This is a genomic window from Neisseria weixii (assembly GCF_002327085.1).
Taxonomy (GTDB): domain Bacteria; phylum Pseudomonadota; class Gammaproteobacteria; order Burkholderiales; family Neisseriaceae; genus Neisseria; species Neisseria weixii.
The window spans coordinates 1,364,195-1,381,410 of sequence record NZ_CP023429.1 but is presented as its reverse complement, the minus strand read 5'-3'; the positions used below and the strand labels follow the sequence as shown (position 1 = coordinate 1,381,410).

Annotated in this window: 12 protein-coding genes and 3 pseudogenes; 12 read left to right on the top strand and 3 right to left on the bottom strand. The window is 48.3% G+C overall.

The genetic code is table 11. The annotated features are described in order from the left end of the window. Window positions 1–48 precede the first annotated feature (48 nt). A complete protein-coding gene (locus CGZ65_RS07025; RefSeq protein WP_096295345.1) occupies window positions 49–1,512 on the top strand; it encodes a DUF3360 family protein in 1,464 nt (487 codons plus the stop codon). Window positions 1,513–1,570: 58 nt separating this feature from the next. On the opposite strand, the gene purM is transcribed toward CGZ65_RS07025, so the two are convergent. Further along, complete coding sequence (purM, locus tag CGZ65_RS07020; RefSeq protein ID WP_096295344.1) at window positions 1,571–2,605, bottom strand: phosphoribosylformylglycinamidine cyclo-ligase; 1,035 nt, start codon at window positions 2,603–2,605, stop codon at window positions 1,571–1,573. Window positions 2,606–2,812: 207 nt separating this feature from the next. Here purM and CGZ65_RS07015 point away from each other — a divergent pair, with 207 nt between their 5' ends. From CGZ65_RS07015 to recR, 5 genes and pseudogenes are all read left to right on the top strand, one after another. After that, window positions 2,813–3,883 (top strand): AI-2E family transporter, encoded by a 1,071-nt coding sequence (locus CGZ65_RS07015; RefSeq protein WP_096295343.1) that lies wholly within the window; start codon window positions 2,813–2,815, stop codon window positions 3,881–3,883. A 265-nt stretch (window positions 3,884–4,148) separates the two neighbouring features. Next, window positions 4,149–4,865, top strand: coding sequence for an S-methyl-5'-thioinosine phosphorylase (locus CGZ65_RS07010; protein WP_096295342.1), 717 nt, complete (start codon window positions 4,149–4,151; stop codon window positions 4,863–4,865). Between the two features lie 97 nt (window positions 4,866–4,962). Further along, window positions 4,963–5,546: pseudogene (mog, locus tag CGZ65_RS07005) on the top strand (molybdopterin adenylyltransferase). A 108-nt stretch (window positions 5,547–5,654) separates the two neighbouring features. Continuing rightward, a complete protein-coding gene (locus CGZ65_RS07000) occupies window positions 5,655–7,184 on the top strand; it encodes a SurA N-terminal domain-containing protein (RefSeq protein ID WP_096295341.1) in 1,530 nt (509 codons plus the stop codon). Window positions 7,185–7,263: 79 nt separating this feature from the next. After that, the gene (gene recR / locus CGZ65_RS06995; protein ID WP_096295340.1) at window positions 7,264–7,869 is read left to right on the top strand and encodes a recombination mediator RecR; all 606 of its coding nucleotides are present in this window, start codon (window positions 7,264–7,266) and stop codon (window positions 7,867–7,869) included. Between the two features lie 71 nt (window positions 7,870–7,940). Here the strand turns inward: recR and CGZ65_RS06990 are convergent. After that, window positions 7,941–8,227, bottom strand: a pseudogene (locus CGZ65_RS06990) (hypothetical protein). Window positions 8,228–8,446: 219 nt separating this feature from the next. Here CGZ65_RS06990 and CGZ65_RS06985 point away from each other — a divergent pair. From CGZ65_RS06985 to CGZ65_RS06970, 4 genes and pseudogenes are all read left to right on the top strand, one after another. Continuing rightward, window positions 8,447–9,697 carry a lipoprotein-releasing ABC transporter permease subunit gene (locus tag CGZ65_RS06985; RefSeq protein WP_096295339.1) on the top strand — a complete coding sequence of 417 codons (1,251 nt, stop codon included), beginning with the start codon at window positions 8,447–8,449 and terminating at the stop codon, window positions 9,695–9,697. Then, window positions 9,690–10,369: pseudogene (lolD, locus tag CGZ65_RS06980) on the top strand (lipoprotein-releasing ABC transporter ATP-binding protein LolD). Before CGZ65_RS06985 ends, lolD begins: the two are co-directional and overlap by 8 nt. Before the next feature lie 243 nt (window positions 10,370–10,612). Continuing rightward, window positions 10,613–12,352, top strand: coding sequence for an exodeoxyribonuclease V subunit alpha (gene recD / locus CGZ65_RS06975; RefSeq protein ID WP_096295338.1), 1,740 nt, complete (start codon window positions 10,613–10,615; stop codon window positions 12,350–12,352). A 380-nt stretch (window positions 12,353–12,732) separates the two neighbouring features. Next, on the top strand, window positions 12,733–13,869 hold the full coding sequence (locus CGZ65_RS06970; protein ID WP_096296125.1) for a hypothetical protein: 1,137 nt from the start codon (window positions 12,733–12,735) through the stop codon (window positions 13,867–13,869). A gap of 98 nt (window positions 13,870–13,967) precedes the next feature. On the opposite strand, the gene CGZ65_RS06965 is transcribed toward CGZ65_RS06970, so the two are convergent. Further along, window positions 13,968–14,369 carry an RNA-binding S4 domain-containing protein gene (locus CGZ65_RS06965; RefSeq protein ID WP_096295337.1) on the bottom strand — a complete coding sequence of 134 codons (402 nt, stop codon included), beginning with the start codon at window positions 14,367–14,369 and terminating at the stop codon, window positions 13,968–13,970. Window positions 14,370–14,590: 221 nt separating this feature from the next. Between CGZ65_RS06965 and CGZ65_RS06960 the strand changes: the two genes are divergently transcribed. Both CGZ65_RS06960 and tilS read left to right on the top strand, forming a co-directional pair. Continuing rightward, window positions 14,591–15,550, top strand: coding sequence for an acetyl-CoA carboxylase carboxyltransferase subunit alpha (locus CGZ65_RS06960; protein WP_096295336.1), 960 nt, complete (start codon window positions 14,591–14,593; stop codon window positions 15,548–15,550). A gap of 321 nt (window positions 15,551–15,871) precedes the next feature. Continuing rightward, the gene (gene tilS / locus CGZ65_RS06950) at window positions 15,872–17,200 is read left to right on the top strand and encodes a tRNA lysidine(34) synthetase TilS (RefSeq protein ID WP_096295334.1); all 1,329 of its coding nucleotides are present in this window, start codon (window positions 15,872–15,874) and stop codon (window positions 17,198–17,200) included. Window positions 17,201–17,216 lie beyond the last annotated feature (16 nt).

Sequence of the window (17,216 nt, the reverse complement as noted above, 5' to 3'; positions counted from 1 at the left end):
ATACGGCAAACCGTGACACACGAAATTATATAAAACAGGAAGTGAATAATGGATACGCAAGAAAAAAGCTATGCCGAGCTGCATCAACCCAGCTCGGCCTTCGAATCGCGCGAAGCGTATTTGAACCATGAATTGCAAATCATGCAGCCTAAGCGCTGGCGGCCGAATCTGCCGTTTCGCGATTACCGTTTTGAATGGGAAGACATGATTCCCACTATTGCGGGAACCATCGGTAAAGTGGTGATGGTGGGCGCAGTGGCCGCGGCTTTCGCAGGCCCTTTGGGCTTGCCGGAAGATTTTATTTTGGAAAATGTGCGCTATGAATTGCTGATTGCGGCGGCGTTTATTTTGATTTTGTCGGGTTTTTTGCTGCCCGGTGCCAACTTACCCGGAACCCACGGCCCCCTGATTCCGCTGATTCCGATTGTGGTGGCGGCAGGCGGCCATCCGTTGGCTTTCGGTATTTCGATTGCAATATTGGGCTTGCTCATGGCATTGTTCAAAGGCGGCTCGCTGATGGCCAAGCTCACGAGTAACGGTGTGTGCGGCGGCTTGCTCTTGTATCTCGGCTTTATCGGCACCACGGGGCAGGTGAAAAAGCTCTTTGATTGGGCGGGTACCTTCGGCAAACCGCATATTGCCTTTATCGTGATTATGGGCACGATTCTGATGTATGCCTTGCTGGAGCATTGGCGCAAACGCTGGCTGGCGGTGCCTGTGGGCTGCGTATTGGCCGGTGTGGCCGCGTTTATTTTAGGCGCGCCGTTTGCCTTTGAAACCGAACCGGGTTTGCCGCCGATGAGTCCTGCTTACTGGTGGGGTGAAAACAGCGGCTGGATGCTGGGGCTGCCGGACATGAACAGCTTCTTGGTGGTGTTCCCGTTTGCTGTGTTGGCGGTGGCGATGTGGTCGCCGGATTTTCTGGGCCACCAAGTGTTCCAAAAATTGAGCTATCCTGAAAAAACCGAAAAAATGCATATGAACATCGATGATACGATGGTGGGCTGCTCGATGCGTCAAGCAGTCGGCTCGGTGTTGGGCGGCGCGAACTTTACCTCATCGTGGGGTACGTATATCGTTCCCGCTTCGATTGCCAAGCGTCCGATTCCGGCCGGTGCGGTTTTGACCGCGTTTCTGTGTATCATCACCGCTCTATGGGGCTACCCGATGGACTTGGCGATTTGGCAGCCGGTGTTGAGCGTGGCTTTGGTGGTGGGCGTGTATGTACCGCTGCTGGAAGCGGGCATGGAAATGACGCGTAAGGGTAAGACCACGCAATCGGCTGCGATTGTGGTGTTTTCTTCGGCGCTGGTGAATCCGGTGTTCGGTTGGTCGCTGACCATGCTGCTGGGCAATTTGGGTTTAATCGGCGACAAGAAACGCAGTGTCGAATTGGGCTTTGCCGGCCGTGTGCTGGTGCCGGTGATTGGCTTTACCGCGTTGTGTTTGGCGATGGCGGCTGTAGGCATGTTGCCGGGCATTCCGGCCTTGCTGCCGCAATTTAGAATGTAAATCCGCTTCATCAAAAATGCCGTCTGAAAATTCTTCAGACGGCATTTGATTATTATAATTAAGCGACTTGGGTTTGGTGTTCGTCGCCGTTTCGCTCGCGGATTTCGCCCAGGCGGTAAACGGTTTCACCTTGTTCGCGCAAGAATGCGGCTACTGCTTCGGCATCTTCCTTGGCGATAATCACCACCATGCCGATGCCGCAGTTGAAGGTACGGTACATTTCCTGCTGCTCGACATTGCCGGCTTGTTGCAACCATTGGAACAATTTCGGTAATTCCCATGATTTGGCATCGATTTGGGCAACGGTGTTTTCAGGTAAAACGCGCGGTACGTTTTCAGTGATGCCGCCGCCGGTGATGTGTGCCATGCCTTTGATGGTGAATTGTTGCAAGGCAGCCAAAATCGGTTTTACATACAGACGGGTTGGGGCGATGATGGCTTCGCGCAGGGTTTTGCCGTTGTCGAATTCGGCATCCAAATCAGGATTATCACGCTCGATGATTTTGCGCACCAATGAATAGCCGTTGGAATGCGCGCCATTAGATGCCAAGCCCACCACCACATCGCCGGCCACAATCGATCGGCCGTTGATCACGCGGTCTTTTTCTACCACGCCAACGGCAAAACCGGCCAAGTCGTATTCGCCTTCCGGATACATGCCCGGCATTTCGGCGGTTTCGCCGCCAATCAGAGCGCAGCCGGATTCTTCACAGCCTTGGGCAATGCCTTTGATTACATCGGTGGCACGCGCCACATTGAGTTTGCCGCACGCAAAGTAATCCAGGAAAAACAGCGGCTCGGCGCCTTGCACCAAAATATCGTTGACGCTCATGGCCACTAAATCGATGCCCACCGTGTCGTGTTTGTCCCAATCAAAAGCCAGTTTCAGCTTGGTGCCGACGCCGTCGGTGCCGCTTACTAAAACCGGATTTTGGTATTTTTTGCTGATTTCGACCAAGGCGCCGAAACCGCCCAAATCACCCAGCACTTCAGGGCGCATGGTTCGTTTGGCAAAGGGTTTGATGTTTTCAACCAGTTGGTCGCCTGCGTCGATATCGACACCGGCATCACGGTAGCTTAATGAAGTGCTCATGCGGGTAATTCCTCGTATAAGGGATGGGACAAATAAGTGCGCGCTATTTTACCTTATTTTGCGCAATTTGGCGTGATTATGTCGGCAAATTTTTGCGGATTTTGTAAACAATCTGTAGGCCGTCTGAAAAGCATACATCTTTATTCTGCATTCAGACGGCCTCTGTTATACTTCAAGACGTCTGAATGTTTATGAACGGTTTAATCCATGTATCAAAAGAAACCACGCGGCCATAAGCCGTGGATTATCATGACCGTGGTTTTGGTCTTGTTGGTGTGGCTGCTTTATGCGCTGGGCAATATTTTGACGCCGTTTATTGTGGCGGCGGTGTTGGCCTATGTACTCAATCCGATGGTGGAATGGTTGCAGCGCAAGCGTTTCAAGCGCGGTATCGCGTCCATGATTGTGATGGTTTTTGCTTTGGCGGTGTTACTGGCTTTACTGCTGATTATTGTGCCGATGTTAATCGGTCAGTTTAACAATTTAATCGGGCGTTTGCCGCAAATTGTCGATTTTCTGCAAAACACACTGTTGCCGTGGGCAGACCGCGTCGGTGGCGAGTTTATAGATATTGATGCCGAATCGCTGATTGCTTGGGTGCAGTCGAACACAGGTGAATTGAGCAACACGCTCAAATCGGTGATGCCGACCTTGATGAGGCAGAGCAGTAATGTGGTGATCGGTTTGACCAATTTAATGCTGCTGCCGTTTTTGCTGTATTACTTCCTGCTCGACTGGAAACGCTGGTCTTACGGCATTAGCGCCTTGGTGCCGCGCCGGTTTATCGGAAGCTACACGCGCATCACCAATAATATGGACCGCGTGCTCGGCGAGTTTTTGCGCGGCCAGTTGATGGTGATGCTTATTATGGGTTTGGTGTATGGCATAGGATTGATGCTGGTCGGTTTGGACTCAGGCTTTGCCATCGGTATGATTGCGGGTATTTTGGTGTTTGTGCCTTATTTGGGCGCGTTTACCGGCTTGCTGTTGGCGACAATTGCTGCGGTGTTGCAGTTTGATTCGTGGCATGGCTTACTGATGGTGTGGGGTGTGTTTGCCGTGGGCCAATTTTTAGAAAGTTTCTTCATTACCCCGAAAATCGTTGGCGACCGCATAGGTTTGTCGCCATTCTGGGTGATTTTCTCATTGATGGCGTTTGGTCAGTTGATGGGGTTTGTCGGCATGTTAATCGGCTTGCCGTTGGCTGCGGTTACGCTGGTGTTGGTGCGTGAAGGCATGATTAATTATTTTGACAGCCATTTTTACAAACATAAATAATTTTTACAAACATAAATAAACGTGTTAATCAGGCCGTCTGAAAGTCGTTTTTCAGACGGCCTGAAACCTTGCTCCCCGGCTTTGAGTGCAGTTTGAAATGGCAGCAACACGGAAAGCACAGGCACATCGCAAAGATAGGCAAACTTTCGGGTAGCGCATAAAAATGTGTCAAAGATAGGGAGCTTGCAAAGGTCACGGCCTTTTGTTGCATTTTTTAGTGATAACCGCTAAGCTAAATCCGCTTGATATTCAAAGGAGAACAATTATGTTGGCAGTAATCGGCGGAAGTGGCTTTACCAAGCTGCCCCAATTGAGTATTACCGATCGCCGGATTGTGCGCACGCCTTATGGTTTGGCCAGCAGCCCTTTACTGTTTGGCAAACTCGGCAGCCAAGATATTGTGTTTTTAGCGCGTCACGGTTTCGGCCACACCATCGCCCCGCATGAAATCAACTACCGTGCCAATATTTGGGCATTGCATTCTATTGGCGCGCAAGACATCATTTCCGTGGCTTCTGTGATCAGTATTAATCAAGTCTTGGAAAGTGGCGGCTTGGTGATGCCGCATGATTTGATTGACTATACCTGCGGACGTGACACCACCTTTTTCGAAGGGCAGGAAAAACCGGTTGTTCACACCGATTTCACCTCGCCTTACACCCAAGGCCTGCAAGCAAAATTGATTGCCCACGCGCAAGCTCATCACACGCCTGTTTACCGCAAAGCCGTGTATGGCTGTTTGCAAGGACCACGCTGGCCGACCCGTGCCGAAATCAACCGCTATCGCCAAGACGGTGTCGATGTGTTGGGGATGACCGGCATGCCCGAAGCCATTTTAGCGCGTGAATTAGACATGAATTACGTACATTTCTGCGGCATCATCGGCATGAGCTGTATTGGCGAAGGCGCAAGCCAAAACGGCTGCGTGATTGATTCTCACCAGTCTATTGAAAAAATCCGCCGTTTGTTGGTTGATTTGTAAATCCATTGCAGGCCGTCTGAAACATTTATCATTGGTTTTATCCGCAGGCCGTCCGAATGTTTCAGACGGCCTGTTTCAAATAAAAGAAAGCAACACAATGACCGAATCTACTTTAGCCACCGTCACCATCGGCTTGGTGTCCGCCAGTGACCGCGCCAGCAGCGGCGTGTATGCCGACGAAGGCATTCCCGCATTGAAAGATTGGCTGCAAAGTGCGGTAAAAAATCCGATACATTTTGTCGAAGCCCTGATTCCTGATGAACAAAGCGAAATAGAAAACGCCTTGAAAACCATGGCTGACAAGCAGCAATGCGATGTCGTGTTTACCACCGGGGCACCGGCCCTGCACCGCGTGACGTCACACCTGAAGCCACGTTAAATGTGGTCGAAAAAGAAATGCCGGGTTTCGGTGAACAAATGCGTCAAATCAGCTTGTTTTATGTGCCGACTGCCATTTTATCGCGCCAAACCGCCGGCATTCGCGGTAAAACCTTAATCGTCAATCTGCCCGGACGTCCCAAAGCCATCGCTGAAACACTCGGCGGCGTGCGTGATGAACATGGCGGGATTAAAGTGCACGGTTTATTCAGCGCGATTCCGTATTGCGTTGATTTAATCGGCGGCGTATTTATCGAAACTGATGAAGCCGTGAGCAAAGCGTTCCGCCCGAAAAAGAAATAAATCGGATAAGTCTCTCAAAAGGCCGTCTGAAAAGCATGAATTAGTGCGGATTCACGAAAAAAACGTTACAATGTGTGTTTGCCATCCACCTATCTTTATCGAGTAGTTATGTTCCATTCCGTTGAAAAATATAAATTGCCCGCCCAGATTTTATTGGGCTTGATTGCGTTGACCTTTGTCGGTTTCGGTGTCAGTACCGTCGCCGCGCCGGGTTCGGATTATATTGTTAAAGTCGGCGACCAGAAGGTCAGTGATCAAGATTTGAATGTGGCCGTGCAAAATGCACAGGCGGCCGGCGGTAACGAATCGCGCGATGCGGTGTTCCAATCTTTGCTGCAACGCGCTTACCTGACACAAGGTGCGAAAATGATGGGCATTGCGGTATCGCAGGAACAAATCAAACAAATCATTGTGGATGACCCGAGCTTTCACGATTCCAGCGGTAAATTCAGCCAAGCTATGCTGACGCAGTATCTTGAGCAGCGCCGCATGAGCGAAGACCAGTTTGTGGATGAAATCCGCGAGCAGTTTGAGTTGCAGAATCTGTTGAACTTGGTGCAAAACGGCACCATCGTCAGCGATGCGCAAGCGGCGCAATTGGTGAATCTGACCCAAGCTACGCGCACAGTGCGTTCGGCAACGTTCAGTCCGGAAGCGTTTGCCGGTCAAATCAAGGCTGACGATAAAGCGGTGCAAGGTTTTTACGAGGCCAATAAAAAAGATTATGTGATTCCACAGGCGGCCAAAATCGAATATGTGGCTTTGGATGTCAATGAATTGGCGGCCAAGCAAAGCGTCAGCGAAGAGGAAGTGCGGAAAGCCTTTGATGAGCAAGCCGCGGCGGCACCAGTCGACAACAAGCCGGTTTTCGAGCAGGAAAAAGCCCGCATTGAAAACGAATTGAAGCTGAAAAAGGTTTCAGGCGAATTCAACAAACTTAAAGAACAACTGGCTGAAGAAGCATTCAATAATCCGAACGGCTTGACCGAAGTCGCCAAAAAGCTGAATTTGAAAGTTGAAGCGCCTGACGAATGGCTGACTCAAGCCAACGGTAAAGCTGCAGGTATGCCGGATGGGCTGATTGCGGCAATTTTCAGCGAGGATGTTTTGCAGAAAAAACACAATTCCGAGCCGATTACCGTTGCGCCGGATGTGGTGTGGGTGGTGCGCGCCAAAGAAGTGCGTGAAGAGAAAACCGCACCGTTTGAAGAGGTGAAAGAAGAAGTGCGTTCGGCTTATTTATTGGCTGAAGCGCGTAAACTGGCGGAGAAAAAAGCCGATGAAGCCTTGGCTGACTTGAAATCAGGTCAGAAAACGACGGTAGAATGGTCACCGGTTTCTGATTTGAATGCGCAACAAGCACGACAATCCATGCCGCCTGAAGCTTATGCGGAATTGTTGAAAGCGCGTCCTGCTGAGGGTAAACCGGCTTATGTGAAGCTGGAAGGTTTGCCGGCGCCGGTGATTTTGGAAGTTCAGGCCATTAAGCCGCCTGAAAATGTCAACGAACAACTGCCGGCAGCCAAGCAAGCTGTGGTGCAGCAGCAAACAGCCAATGTGTTTGACCAATTGTTGCAATATCTGAACAAAAAAATCAAACAAGAGCAAGGCGCTCAAAAAGTGAATCCGACAGAATAACGGATGGACTCAGACGGCCGGTATTCCGGCCGTTTGGTTTATTAAGATTCATGGAAAGCGGCGAGGCCGTCTGAACAATATGAGTAAACAACCCGATGCATTCGGCCGACTGATTAATGCCTTGAAAGTGCTGCCCAATGTCGGCCCCAAATCCGCGCAGCGCATGGCGCATCAATTGCTACAGCACAAGCGTGAGGAAGCGCAGGAATTGGTCGATGCCCTGCAACATGCCCTCAAGCAGGTACACCATTGCCGCTTGTGCAACACATTTACCGAAAACGAGATTTGTGACATTTGTGCCGATGGAAACCGCGATAAAAGCCGCCTGATGATTGTGCATATGCCGGCGGATGTGTCGAATATGGAAGCCGCGCATTGCCATGATGGTTTGTATTTCGTGCTGATGGGGCAGATTAGCCCCGCGCAAAACATGGATATTTCGGCAATTGCGTTGGATAAGCTGGTCGAGCGCTTGCAGCAGAGCGAAATCGATGAAATCATCATTGCCACCAACTTCACCGCGGAAGGCGATGCCACGGCCTATGTATTGTCGGAATTATTCAAAAACCTGCCTTATAAAATCAGCCGTTTGTCGCGCGGCATCCCGTTGGGCGGGGAATTGGAATACGTCGATGCGGGTACTTTGGCGCAGGCAGTGTATGAGCGGCGTGTGGTAAAAGAATAAAAGAAGAATGTTCCCAATATGCAAAAGGCCGTCTGGATATTTCAGACGGCCTTTTGCATATTGGGAGCAGATTATTTGCAGTTCACACCCTGAATTTTAGGGGAATCGCCTTCGCCTACTTTAAAGGTACATTTGGTGCTGCCGCTGCCGGATACGACAACATTGCCCCCGAGCGGGTGAGGCTGACCGGTTCTTTCACGCCCATGCCTAAGGCAGTGGCGGCTAATTGCTGCACGTGTGTATCAGAGTAAGGTGTGTTGTTGGAAGCAATTTTAACTTCTTTAGCCGCATACGCATTCACGCTGAACGCTAAAGCAGCAGCGACTACGGATGAAGCCAAGAGTTTTGTGGTTTTCATCGGATATTTGTCCTTATTCATGGCGCCAGACAGGCCCCGTTGAACCTAGAATAAAACTGATTCACCACAAATGCAAATTTTCCGGCGGATTTTACCGAAATTGTGGTTTACAAGGTCAGTCTTTACAGTTGTTTTTTTATGCCGTAGGCGTTTCAGACGGCCTACACGTTTTACGGTACAATACCGCTTTTACTTTGAAACGAAGGCAGCTTGAAATAAATGACTTCTTTAGAATCTTGGATCGGCCTGCGCTATCTGCGGGCGAAAAAGCGCAACGGATTCATGTCGTTCATCACCATGATTTCGATTGCCGGCATTGCATTGGGCGTGACTGCGCTGATTGTGGTGCTGTCGGTAATGAACGGCTTTCAGAAAGAAATCCGTGGGCAGCTATTAAACGTTGCGCCGCATGCTGAAATCGGTTATTTCGATAATGGCAATGGTGCCGAGTGGCAGGATTTGCGCCGTTATATTAAAGACAAAAAAGAAGTGTTGGCCAGCGCGCCTTATGTGTCCGACCAAGCCTTGTTGGCCAACTCGGGCGAAGTGCGCGGTGTGCAGATTCGCGGTATTTTGCCGTCTGAAGAAAAAAATGTGGTCGATTACGGCAAAGACATGCCGGTGGGCAGCTTTGACGATTTGAAACCGGGCAGCTTCGACATTATTTTGGGCGAAGGTCTGGCTCAGGCTTTGGGTGCGGAGCCGGGCGGAAAAGTGACGGTCATTACACCTGAGGGCAATGTTACGCCGGCAGGCGTGGTGCCGCGTTTGAAGCAGTTTAACGTGGTCGGCATCGTCAAAACCGGTGTATATGAATTGGATAACTCACTGGCGATGACGCATATTCAAGACGCGCAAGTTTTGTATCGCTTGGGCGACGGTGTCGGCGGCTTACGCCTGAAACTGGCGGATCCGCAAAACGCGCCTGATTTTATCGCTAACCTGATTCCTGCAGCCGAGCAGCAAGACGTTTGGGTGCGCGATTGGACTTTCAGCAACCGCAGCTATTTTGAAGCGGTTGAATTAGAAAAACGCATGATGTTCATCATCTTAATGTTGATTATTGCCGTAGCAGCATTTAATTTGGTGTCGTCATTGGTGATGGCGGTGACCGAGAAGCAGGCCGATATTGCGATTTTACGCACCTTGGGTTTGTCGCCTGCCGGTGTGATGAAGATTTTTATGGTGCAGGGTGCGTTTGCCGGATTTTTCGGCACCTTAATCGGCGTAGTGTGCGGCGTGTTGCTGGGCTGGAATGTCGGTAAAATCGTGGCATTCTTTGAAAAACTGTTTGGCGTGCATTTGATTAATTCGCAGATTTATTTCATCGATTACCTGCCAAGCGATGTCAACATGAAAGACGTGGCCGTGATTGCGTGTATTTCTTTGGCTTTGGCCTTTATCGCCACGCTGTACCCAAGCTGGCGCGCGGCAAAAACCCAACCTGCGGAGGCTTTGCGCTATGAATAATATTGTGTTGAAATGTGAAAATGTCGGCAAAAGCTACAACGACGGCGCGCTGAACGTGCAAGTATTGAACGGCTTGAATTTGGAAGTGATGCAAGGTCAGAGCGTCAGCATTATCGGTTCGTCGGGCAGCGGTAAATCAACGCTGCTGCATATTTTGGGCGGCTTGGATATGCCGTCTGAAGGCCGTGTGATGCTGATGGGCAGGATTTAGGGCAAATGAGCCAAAAGCAGTTGGGCTTATTGCGCAATCAATATTTGGGATTCGTGTATCAATTCCATCATCTTCTGCCTGAATTTTCTGCTTTGGAAAACGTGATGATGCCTTTGCTGATCGGCAAGAAATCGAAAGCTGAGGCTGAAGCACAAGCAGCGGGGATGCTGGAAAAAGTCGGTTTGAAACAACGTATGCTGCACCGCCCGAGCGAATTGTCGGGAGGAGAACGCCAACGTGCCGCCATTGCCCGCGCGCTGGTTACTCAGCCGAAATGTTTGCTGGCTGATGAACCGACCGGCAATCTCGACCGAAAAAATGCGCAAAATGTACTCGACATGATGTTAGATTTGAAAAACGAATTGGGTACCAGCCTGATTGTGGTAACACATGATGATGAATTGGCTGTGCGTTTCGAGTGCGTGATGACCATGCAGGACGGGCGTTTGCAAAACAAATAACCCTTATGGCAAATAAATGTAAAACGGTATAATAGGCCGTCTGAAAAGTATTACGTAAAACTTTCAGACGGCCTCTGAGACCTTTGTAAAATCCCTATCTTTGAGCACATTTCTTCGTTGTGCGCTGCTCGAAAGCTTGCCTATCTTTATGATATGTCTTCGCTTTCTGCGCTGCTACAACGTTGAACTATACTCAAATCTAGGGTTTTGCAAAGGTCTCAGTCTATTTCGTGAGAAAACAAAATGAATGCTTCCATCGATTTAAACCAAGCGGCGGCCTTGGCTGCGACACAGTTTTTGCAACACTACGCGCCCGAAGAAGCGGCCGTGGTGACACCTTATGTTGAAGCCTTGTTTAGCGCACTGCAAAGCGGGCATTCGTTTATTTGGGTTAGCGATAAAGAAGCGGCAACCTTGAAACGTGCTGCTTTGGTGGTCGGGTCAGATGGCGAAACGCCGCTGGTGCTGAACGGGCGGCGTTTGTTTTTAGGCAGGCTTTGGCAGTTGGAGCACGACTTGGCTGTCGAGATCAAGCGGCTGGCGACAGCAGCCACCGATGATGTCGATTGGTTGCAGGCTTCGCAAAATCTGCGGAACTGGTTTGCCGAAAAAGGCAGCGAAGGACAGCGTGATGCTGCGGGTTTGGCTTTGTTGCAAGCTTTTATGCTGATTACCGGCGGCCCCGGTACCGGTAAAACGACCACGGTCGCCAAATTATTGGGCTTGATTTGCGACAATGCCACCACTTTGCCGCGCATCGCCTTGGCCGCACCTACAGGCAAAGCAGCCGCGCATATGACACGTTCGCTGCATCGTGCCTTAGACGGCTTCGATTTGCCCGAGCACATCAAGCATCATTTATTGCTTTTAGAAGGCCAAACCGTACACCGCCTGTTGAAACTTCGTCCGCCGCAAATGCGGCCGGCTTTTCATGCGCAGCAGCCTTTGCCTTTAGACGTATTGGTAGTGGATGAAGCATCGATGTTGGATTTATCACTGTTGCTGCAATTGCTCAAAGCTATCCCGAACGGTTGCCGCGTTATCTTCTTGGGTGATGAATTTCAGTTACCATCGGTTGGCGTTGGTGCGGTATTGGCTGCCTTGTCACGAAAAACCGTTCTGGATGAAGATACTCATCGCCGTTTGAGCGAATATCTGCCTCAGCATGCATTTAAAGTTGCCGAAAATCCGTCGGCGTTGTCGCAAAACATCGCCCATTTGCATGTCAGCCACCGCTTTGGTGCAGATAGCGGCATTGGTTGTTTGGCTCGGGCGGTGGTTTCCGGAGATAGCGAAACAGCGTGGGCGCAGTTTGCACGCTTTCCTGATGAATTGCAGGTATTGCATGCCGATATGAAACATCAAGCCGAATTGCTGTATCACAAGCATGAAAAATACTGGCAGGCTGTAGATAGTGGCAACGTGGCGCTGGCATTCGGTCATGTGGCGGATGTGGTGGTGTTAACGGCATGGCGCCAAGATGCGGAAAATTTTAATCAGGCTTATTTCCGCCATTTGCAGCGGCAGCAGCGCATATTGGGTAATATACCGTGGTTTGCCGGACAAATGATTATGGTCATGCGCAATGATTATGCACTGGATGTATTTAATGGCGACATCGGCCTGATTATGCAGGATAGCGAATCGGCTAATGGTTTGGCCGCTTATTTTCCATTTGCGGAAGGTTTCAGAAAAATCCCCATCAGTCGCTTGCCCGCTTTTGAAACGGCGTTTGCCATGACCGTGCACAAAAGCCAAGGTTCGGAATATCGGGAGGTGTGGCTGTTGCCACCAAGTATTGGTATGGCAAATGAAAGCGATGATGTGTTAAGCAGCCTGAATAATGCGCTGTTGTACACAGGTATCACTCGTGCGCGAGAGCGTTTTGTGTTTTGGGGCGACAAAAAAATATTTGAATGGGCAGTAAAAAACCAAAAAAAACGTCAAACAGCGTTAGATGAAATGATTAATGCACTGTTTTAAAATAAATTAAATAAAACTACATTGTATTTCTTTTTTTGAAATTTATAGTAGTTTTGCATAAATTTTTAGGTTAAACAGCTTTCAGACGGCCTAAAATAAAGTTGATATTTATCAAATTAGTTGTTTTTTTGTTTGTTTCATGTAAAATTTTCTTGACGTAATACAGCAAACTACATAGGATTGTTATCACATTAGTTACATAATTTAATATGTTGCATGATATAACGCCACAAAATTTTAAGCTTGTAACTGAATAACACCGATGTGGTTTGTAGTCGGTTCAACCACCTTATCCATAAATTTGTTGTCAACCGGCTTCAAACTCGGTTTCGGCAATGAAAATTACAAACGGTTGTTTACTCGATAAACTGGAGATTTGCATGAAAATTCAAAAAAACTTTGCTGTTGTTTGTGCTGCTTTAGCTGCTGCGTCTTTTGCTGTGGCCAATCCTGCTGATAGTGAACGCGATGCCGCTGCGCTGTCGACCACCGGCGATTACGTCAATTCCGGCAGTATTATCCGTAAAGACGATGATAAAATCAGCATTTTCAATGATTTGCTGACAGTAAACGGCGCTTTCCGTGTTCGTGTCGACAGCGAAGACACTAGAGCCAATAACAGCGGCGTAAATCCGACACCTGAAAACACCCACAGCGAATTTAACGCCGAATTTTGGGTGCGTGCAAATCTGTATAAAGATTGGAAAGCCGTAGCGCAAATCGAGCCGAACATCGATTTGGAAACCGGTAAATTCCGTGGTGACCATGATGTGCCGGTAAACAAACTGTATGCCGAAGGTACGGTTTACAATTTTGGTGACAACAGCATCAAAGCCCGTGTGGGTAAGTTTGGCGCATTCTCTTCATACGGTCGGGTTTGGGATACTGAAGTGACCGGTGCTGAATTATTCTTTGACAACAAAGTATTGCCGACTAAAGTGACGGCAGGTCGTCGCACCGGCTACTTTAACGACAATATCTGGGGCGTAGGTGGCCGTCGCAAACATTTTGCTTCGATTCAAAGCACTTACCCTATAAATGAAAATATCAATGTAGGCGCAACCGTCAGCTACATGAAGGATGTTGATATCGGCGACCGTCACGATGCCAAAAATGCCGTATTCGGCGAATTGGGTACCGACATCAAATTCAACGACGATTGGCGCTGGATGGCTGCGGTCAGCAAATCCAACATCAAAGCCTATAACGATGTCGGCCAAAAAATCAAAAACGACGGCGTATTTACCGAAGTTCGCTATAAATTGGCGGATTGGGACGTGCGCAATTCTTATGACGTGTTTTTGAACTACCGCCGTGTGGGTTCATTGTCGGGTGTATCTTCAGTTGAAGACTACAGCAAAAACGTTCAAGGTGTTCAATTGGGTGCAACTTACATTCCTTGGAAAAACTGGAAAGTAAAAGGCTTCTACTTGCACGGTAAACAAGTTACCGCTACAGTTGGCGGCGATAAACAAGACGTGAACGTGGTTCGCGGCCAAGTAGAATACAAATTTTAATTGGCTTTGAAAGCTGACAAACAGAGTGTATTTGTATGTCGGCTTTCAGAATATTAGCAAGGCCGTCTGAAATTTCAGACGGCCTTGCTAATATGGCTTTACCAAGTATCGCGTTTGACTTTATCCAATTGTCGGCGGTCGCGTTTAGTCGGTCGGCCGTCGGGATAAGCAGCGGTAATGCGGCTGGCTTCATTAAGCAGCTTTTGGTTTTCGCGTTCGGTGGCGGTTTGGGCATCTTCTTGGTAAAGCAATCTTGCTTCCGGTGCAGGACGGCGTTGGTGGTTGAGCGCCAATACTTTGAATTTGTAGGGCAGCGAATTCAAGCTCATATCAATGGCGTCTCCGACAACGATGTATTTGCTGTTTTTCACCTTTGCCCCGTTGACGTGAATGCGGCCAAGCTCGATATGCTTTTGTGCCAGCGCACGGGTTTTGAAAAAGCGCGCGGCCCACAGCCATTTATCTAAGCGCATGGTGTGATTGTCTTGTTCGTTTTTCATAAGCGTGTCAGAAAAGATTTGAATTGCTTGCGAGTTTATCATAAGATACGCCACTTGATGTATTAGTGTATCTATACTAAAAATCAATCAGACCGTCTGAAAATCATGGAAAAGCCCTGATTTTTATCAAAATGCTGCATATTTTTTGTGCAAACTGCTGCTAAAATTGCCTGATTAGCGTATGATTGCAGCAGAATCTTATCCATTGAGAGCGTCATCGTATGAAACCTGTTTTTTTAGATTTCGAACAGCCTATTGCTGAGCTGACCAACAAAATCGACGAGCTGCGCTTCGTTCAAGGTGAGTCGGCTGTCGATATTTCAGACGAAATTTTCCGCCTGCAAAAGAAAAGCAATGATTTAACCAAATCTATTTTCAGCAAACTGACACCTGCCCAAATTTCACAGGTTTCACGTCACCCGCAGCGTCCTTATACCTTAGACTACATCAACGCGATTTTCACTGACTTTGAAGAATTGCACGGCGACCGTCATTTTGCCGACGATTATGCCATCGTAGGTGGTTTGGCGCGTTTCAACGGTCAGAGCGTGGTGGTCATCGGTCATCAAAAAGGTCGTGACACCAAAGAAAAAATCCGCCGCAATTTTGGTATGCCGCGTCCGGAAGGTTACCGCAAAGCCTTGCGCTTGATGCAGACTGCTGAAAAATTCGGTTTGCCGGTGATGACTTTCGTCGATACCCCGGGTGCTTATCCGGGTATTGGTGCGGAAGAGCGTGGACAATCGGAAGCCATCGGTCGCAATTTATACGAATTGACCCGCTTGCGGGTGCCGGTAATCTGCACCATTATCGGCGAAGGGGGATCGGGCGGCGCTTTGGCAATTGCCGTGGGTGACTATGTGAATATGTTGCAATACTCAACTTATTCGGTAATTTCTCCGGAAGGTTGTGCATCGATTCTTTGGAAAACCGCCGAAAAAGCCGCCGATGCCGCACAAGCCTTGGGCATTACCGCCAAGCGTCTGGAAGAATTAAACTTGATCGATCGCATCATTGACGAGCCTTTGGGTGGCGCACACCGCAATATGGAAGCGGTGATGTTGAGTGTAAAACATGTTTTGGAAGAACAATTGCGTGATGCACAAAGCATTCCGATGGCAGATTTATTGTCCCGTCGTTTTGACCGTATCATGGCATACGGTAAATTTACCGAGAAATAATTTAATACTGCAATTGTCTTAAAACAAGCAGGCTGGTGCCTGCTTGTTTTTGCATTTTAGGCTGAGACCTTCAAAAACTCCGTATCTTTGGTGCATTTCTTCATTGTGCGCTGCCCGAAAGCTTGATGATTCAGATAATCCCTGCGCTTTCTGTGCTGCTCCAACTTCGAACTTATTCAAATCTACGGCTTGGGCAAAGGTCTCATTTGTAGAAAATCCTAAAACAATCATTCAGGCAAAAAATAAAAGTTGTTTTGCGTGAAAAATGTAAACAACCCGACGATTTCCTATATCGGCTGTCTAAAAAGAACGGAGTTGAAAATGGATTTATTCGCTTTATTGGCAGCAGAATTACCACAGCCAAGCAATGAATTGAGCATTGAGGTCGGCTTGAGCGGCGGATTGGATTCGGTGGTCTTGCTACATTTATTGGCTCGTTTACGTGAACAGAAAAATTTTAAGCTCCGTGCCGTACACGTCCATCACGGTTTAAGCCCGTTTGCTGATGAGTGGGCCGATTTTTGCGAAACATTATGTGTGCAATTGAATGTTGATTTAAGAGTCGCTAAAGCCGCCATTAATGCAAAAGGAAAAGGCATTGAAGCGGCAGCAAGAGCAGGGCGCTACCGTATATTTTCAGACGGTCTATGTAATATTTTGGCGTTGGCGCATCATCAAGACGATCAAGTCGAAACCTTTATGCTCGGTGTTGCTCGTGGCGGTGGGACACGTTCGCTCGCAGCGATGCCAAAATGGCGTGATTTGAATCAAAGCATCAAAATTTGGCGGCCGCTTTTAGATACGCCAAGAGCCGCTTTAGAACACTATGCGTTTGAGCATGATTTGGCTTATGTTGCAGACGAAAGCAATCAAGACACAAGCTATTTGCGCAATTGGATCCGCCATAAAGCATTGCCGCAATGGAAACAGCGAGTGCCGAATATTCATCAGCAAATTTTGGCCAACGTGCGCAGTCTGCAAGACGATTTGGCTTTGTTGGACGAAGTCACCCAAGATGATTATCACCGTATGCTTTCAGACGGCCTGTTTCAGGTCGATTGGTGGCGTGGTTTGAGTGAATTGCGACGTCGTCGTGTGTTGCATTATTTTTTTCAGATTTACAAAATTCGCTTACCGTCGCATAAAACTTTATCTGATATGGCCAGAATTTTGCTGGAAGCCGAATCTGCACAATGGCAGTTTGACGATATAAGCATAGAATTGTATCGAGATATTTTGTATGTCAGAACCATTCATACGGAAAATTATCCGTGGCTGGGTCATAAAGGAATTCAAGGCCGTCTGAAAGATGTTTTGTTGGAAAACGGATTTACCTTAAAACCGCATCGGTTTGGTTTGAGCGAACAAGTATTAATGGATGTGGGAATAGTCCGAAAAGTAACTAGTAGTGATGTCATAAAATTAGAGTTCGGACAAAAATCAACCAAGAAAATGTTGCAAGAATGCCATATTTTGCCGTCAGTGAGACAAATCTGGCCGATTATCGCAAATGCCGACGGTATATGCTTGGCAGTTGCTAATCTTAAGGCAAATCAGGATTTTCGGGATTTTGATGGTTTTTTACCTATTTATGATCCATTAACGAAATATATTACGGAACTAAATTCCACTAAAAATGTCATAAGGTAACACAGCACGCTTTGCT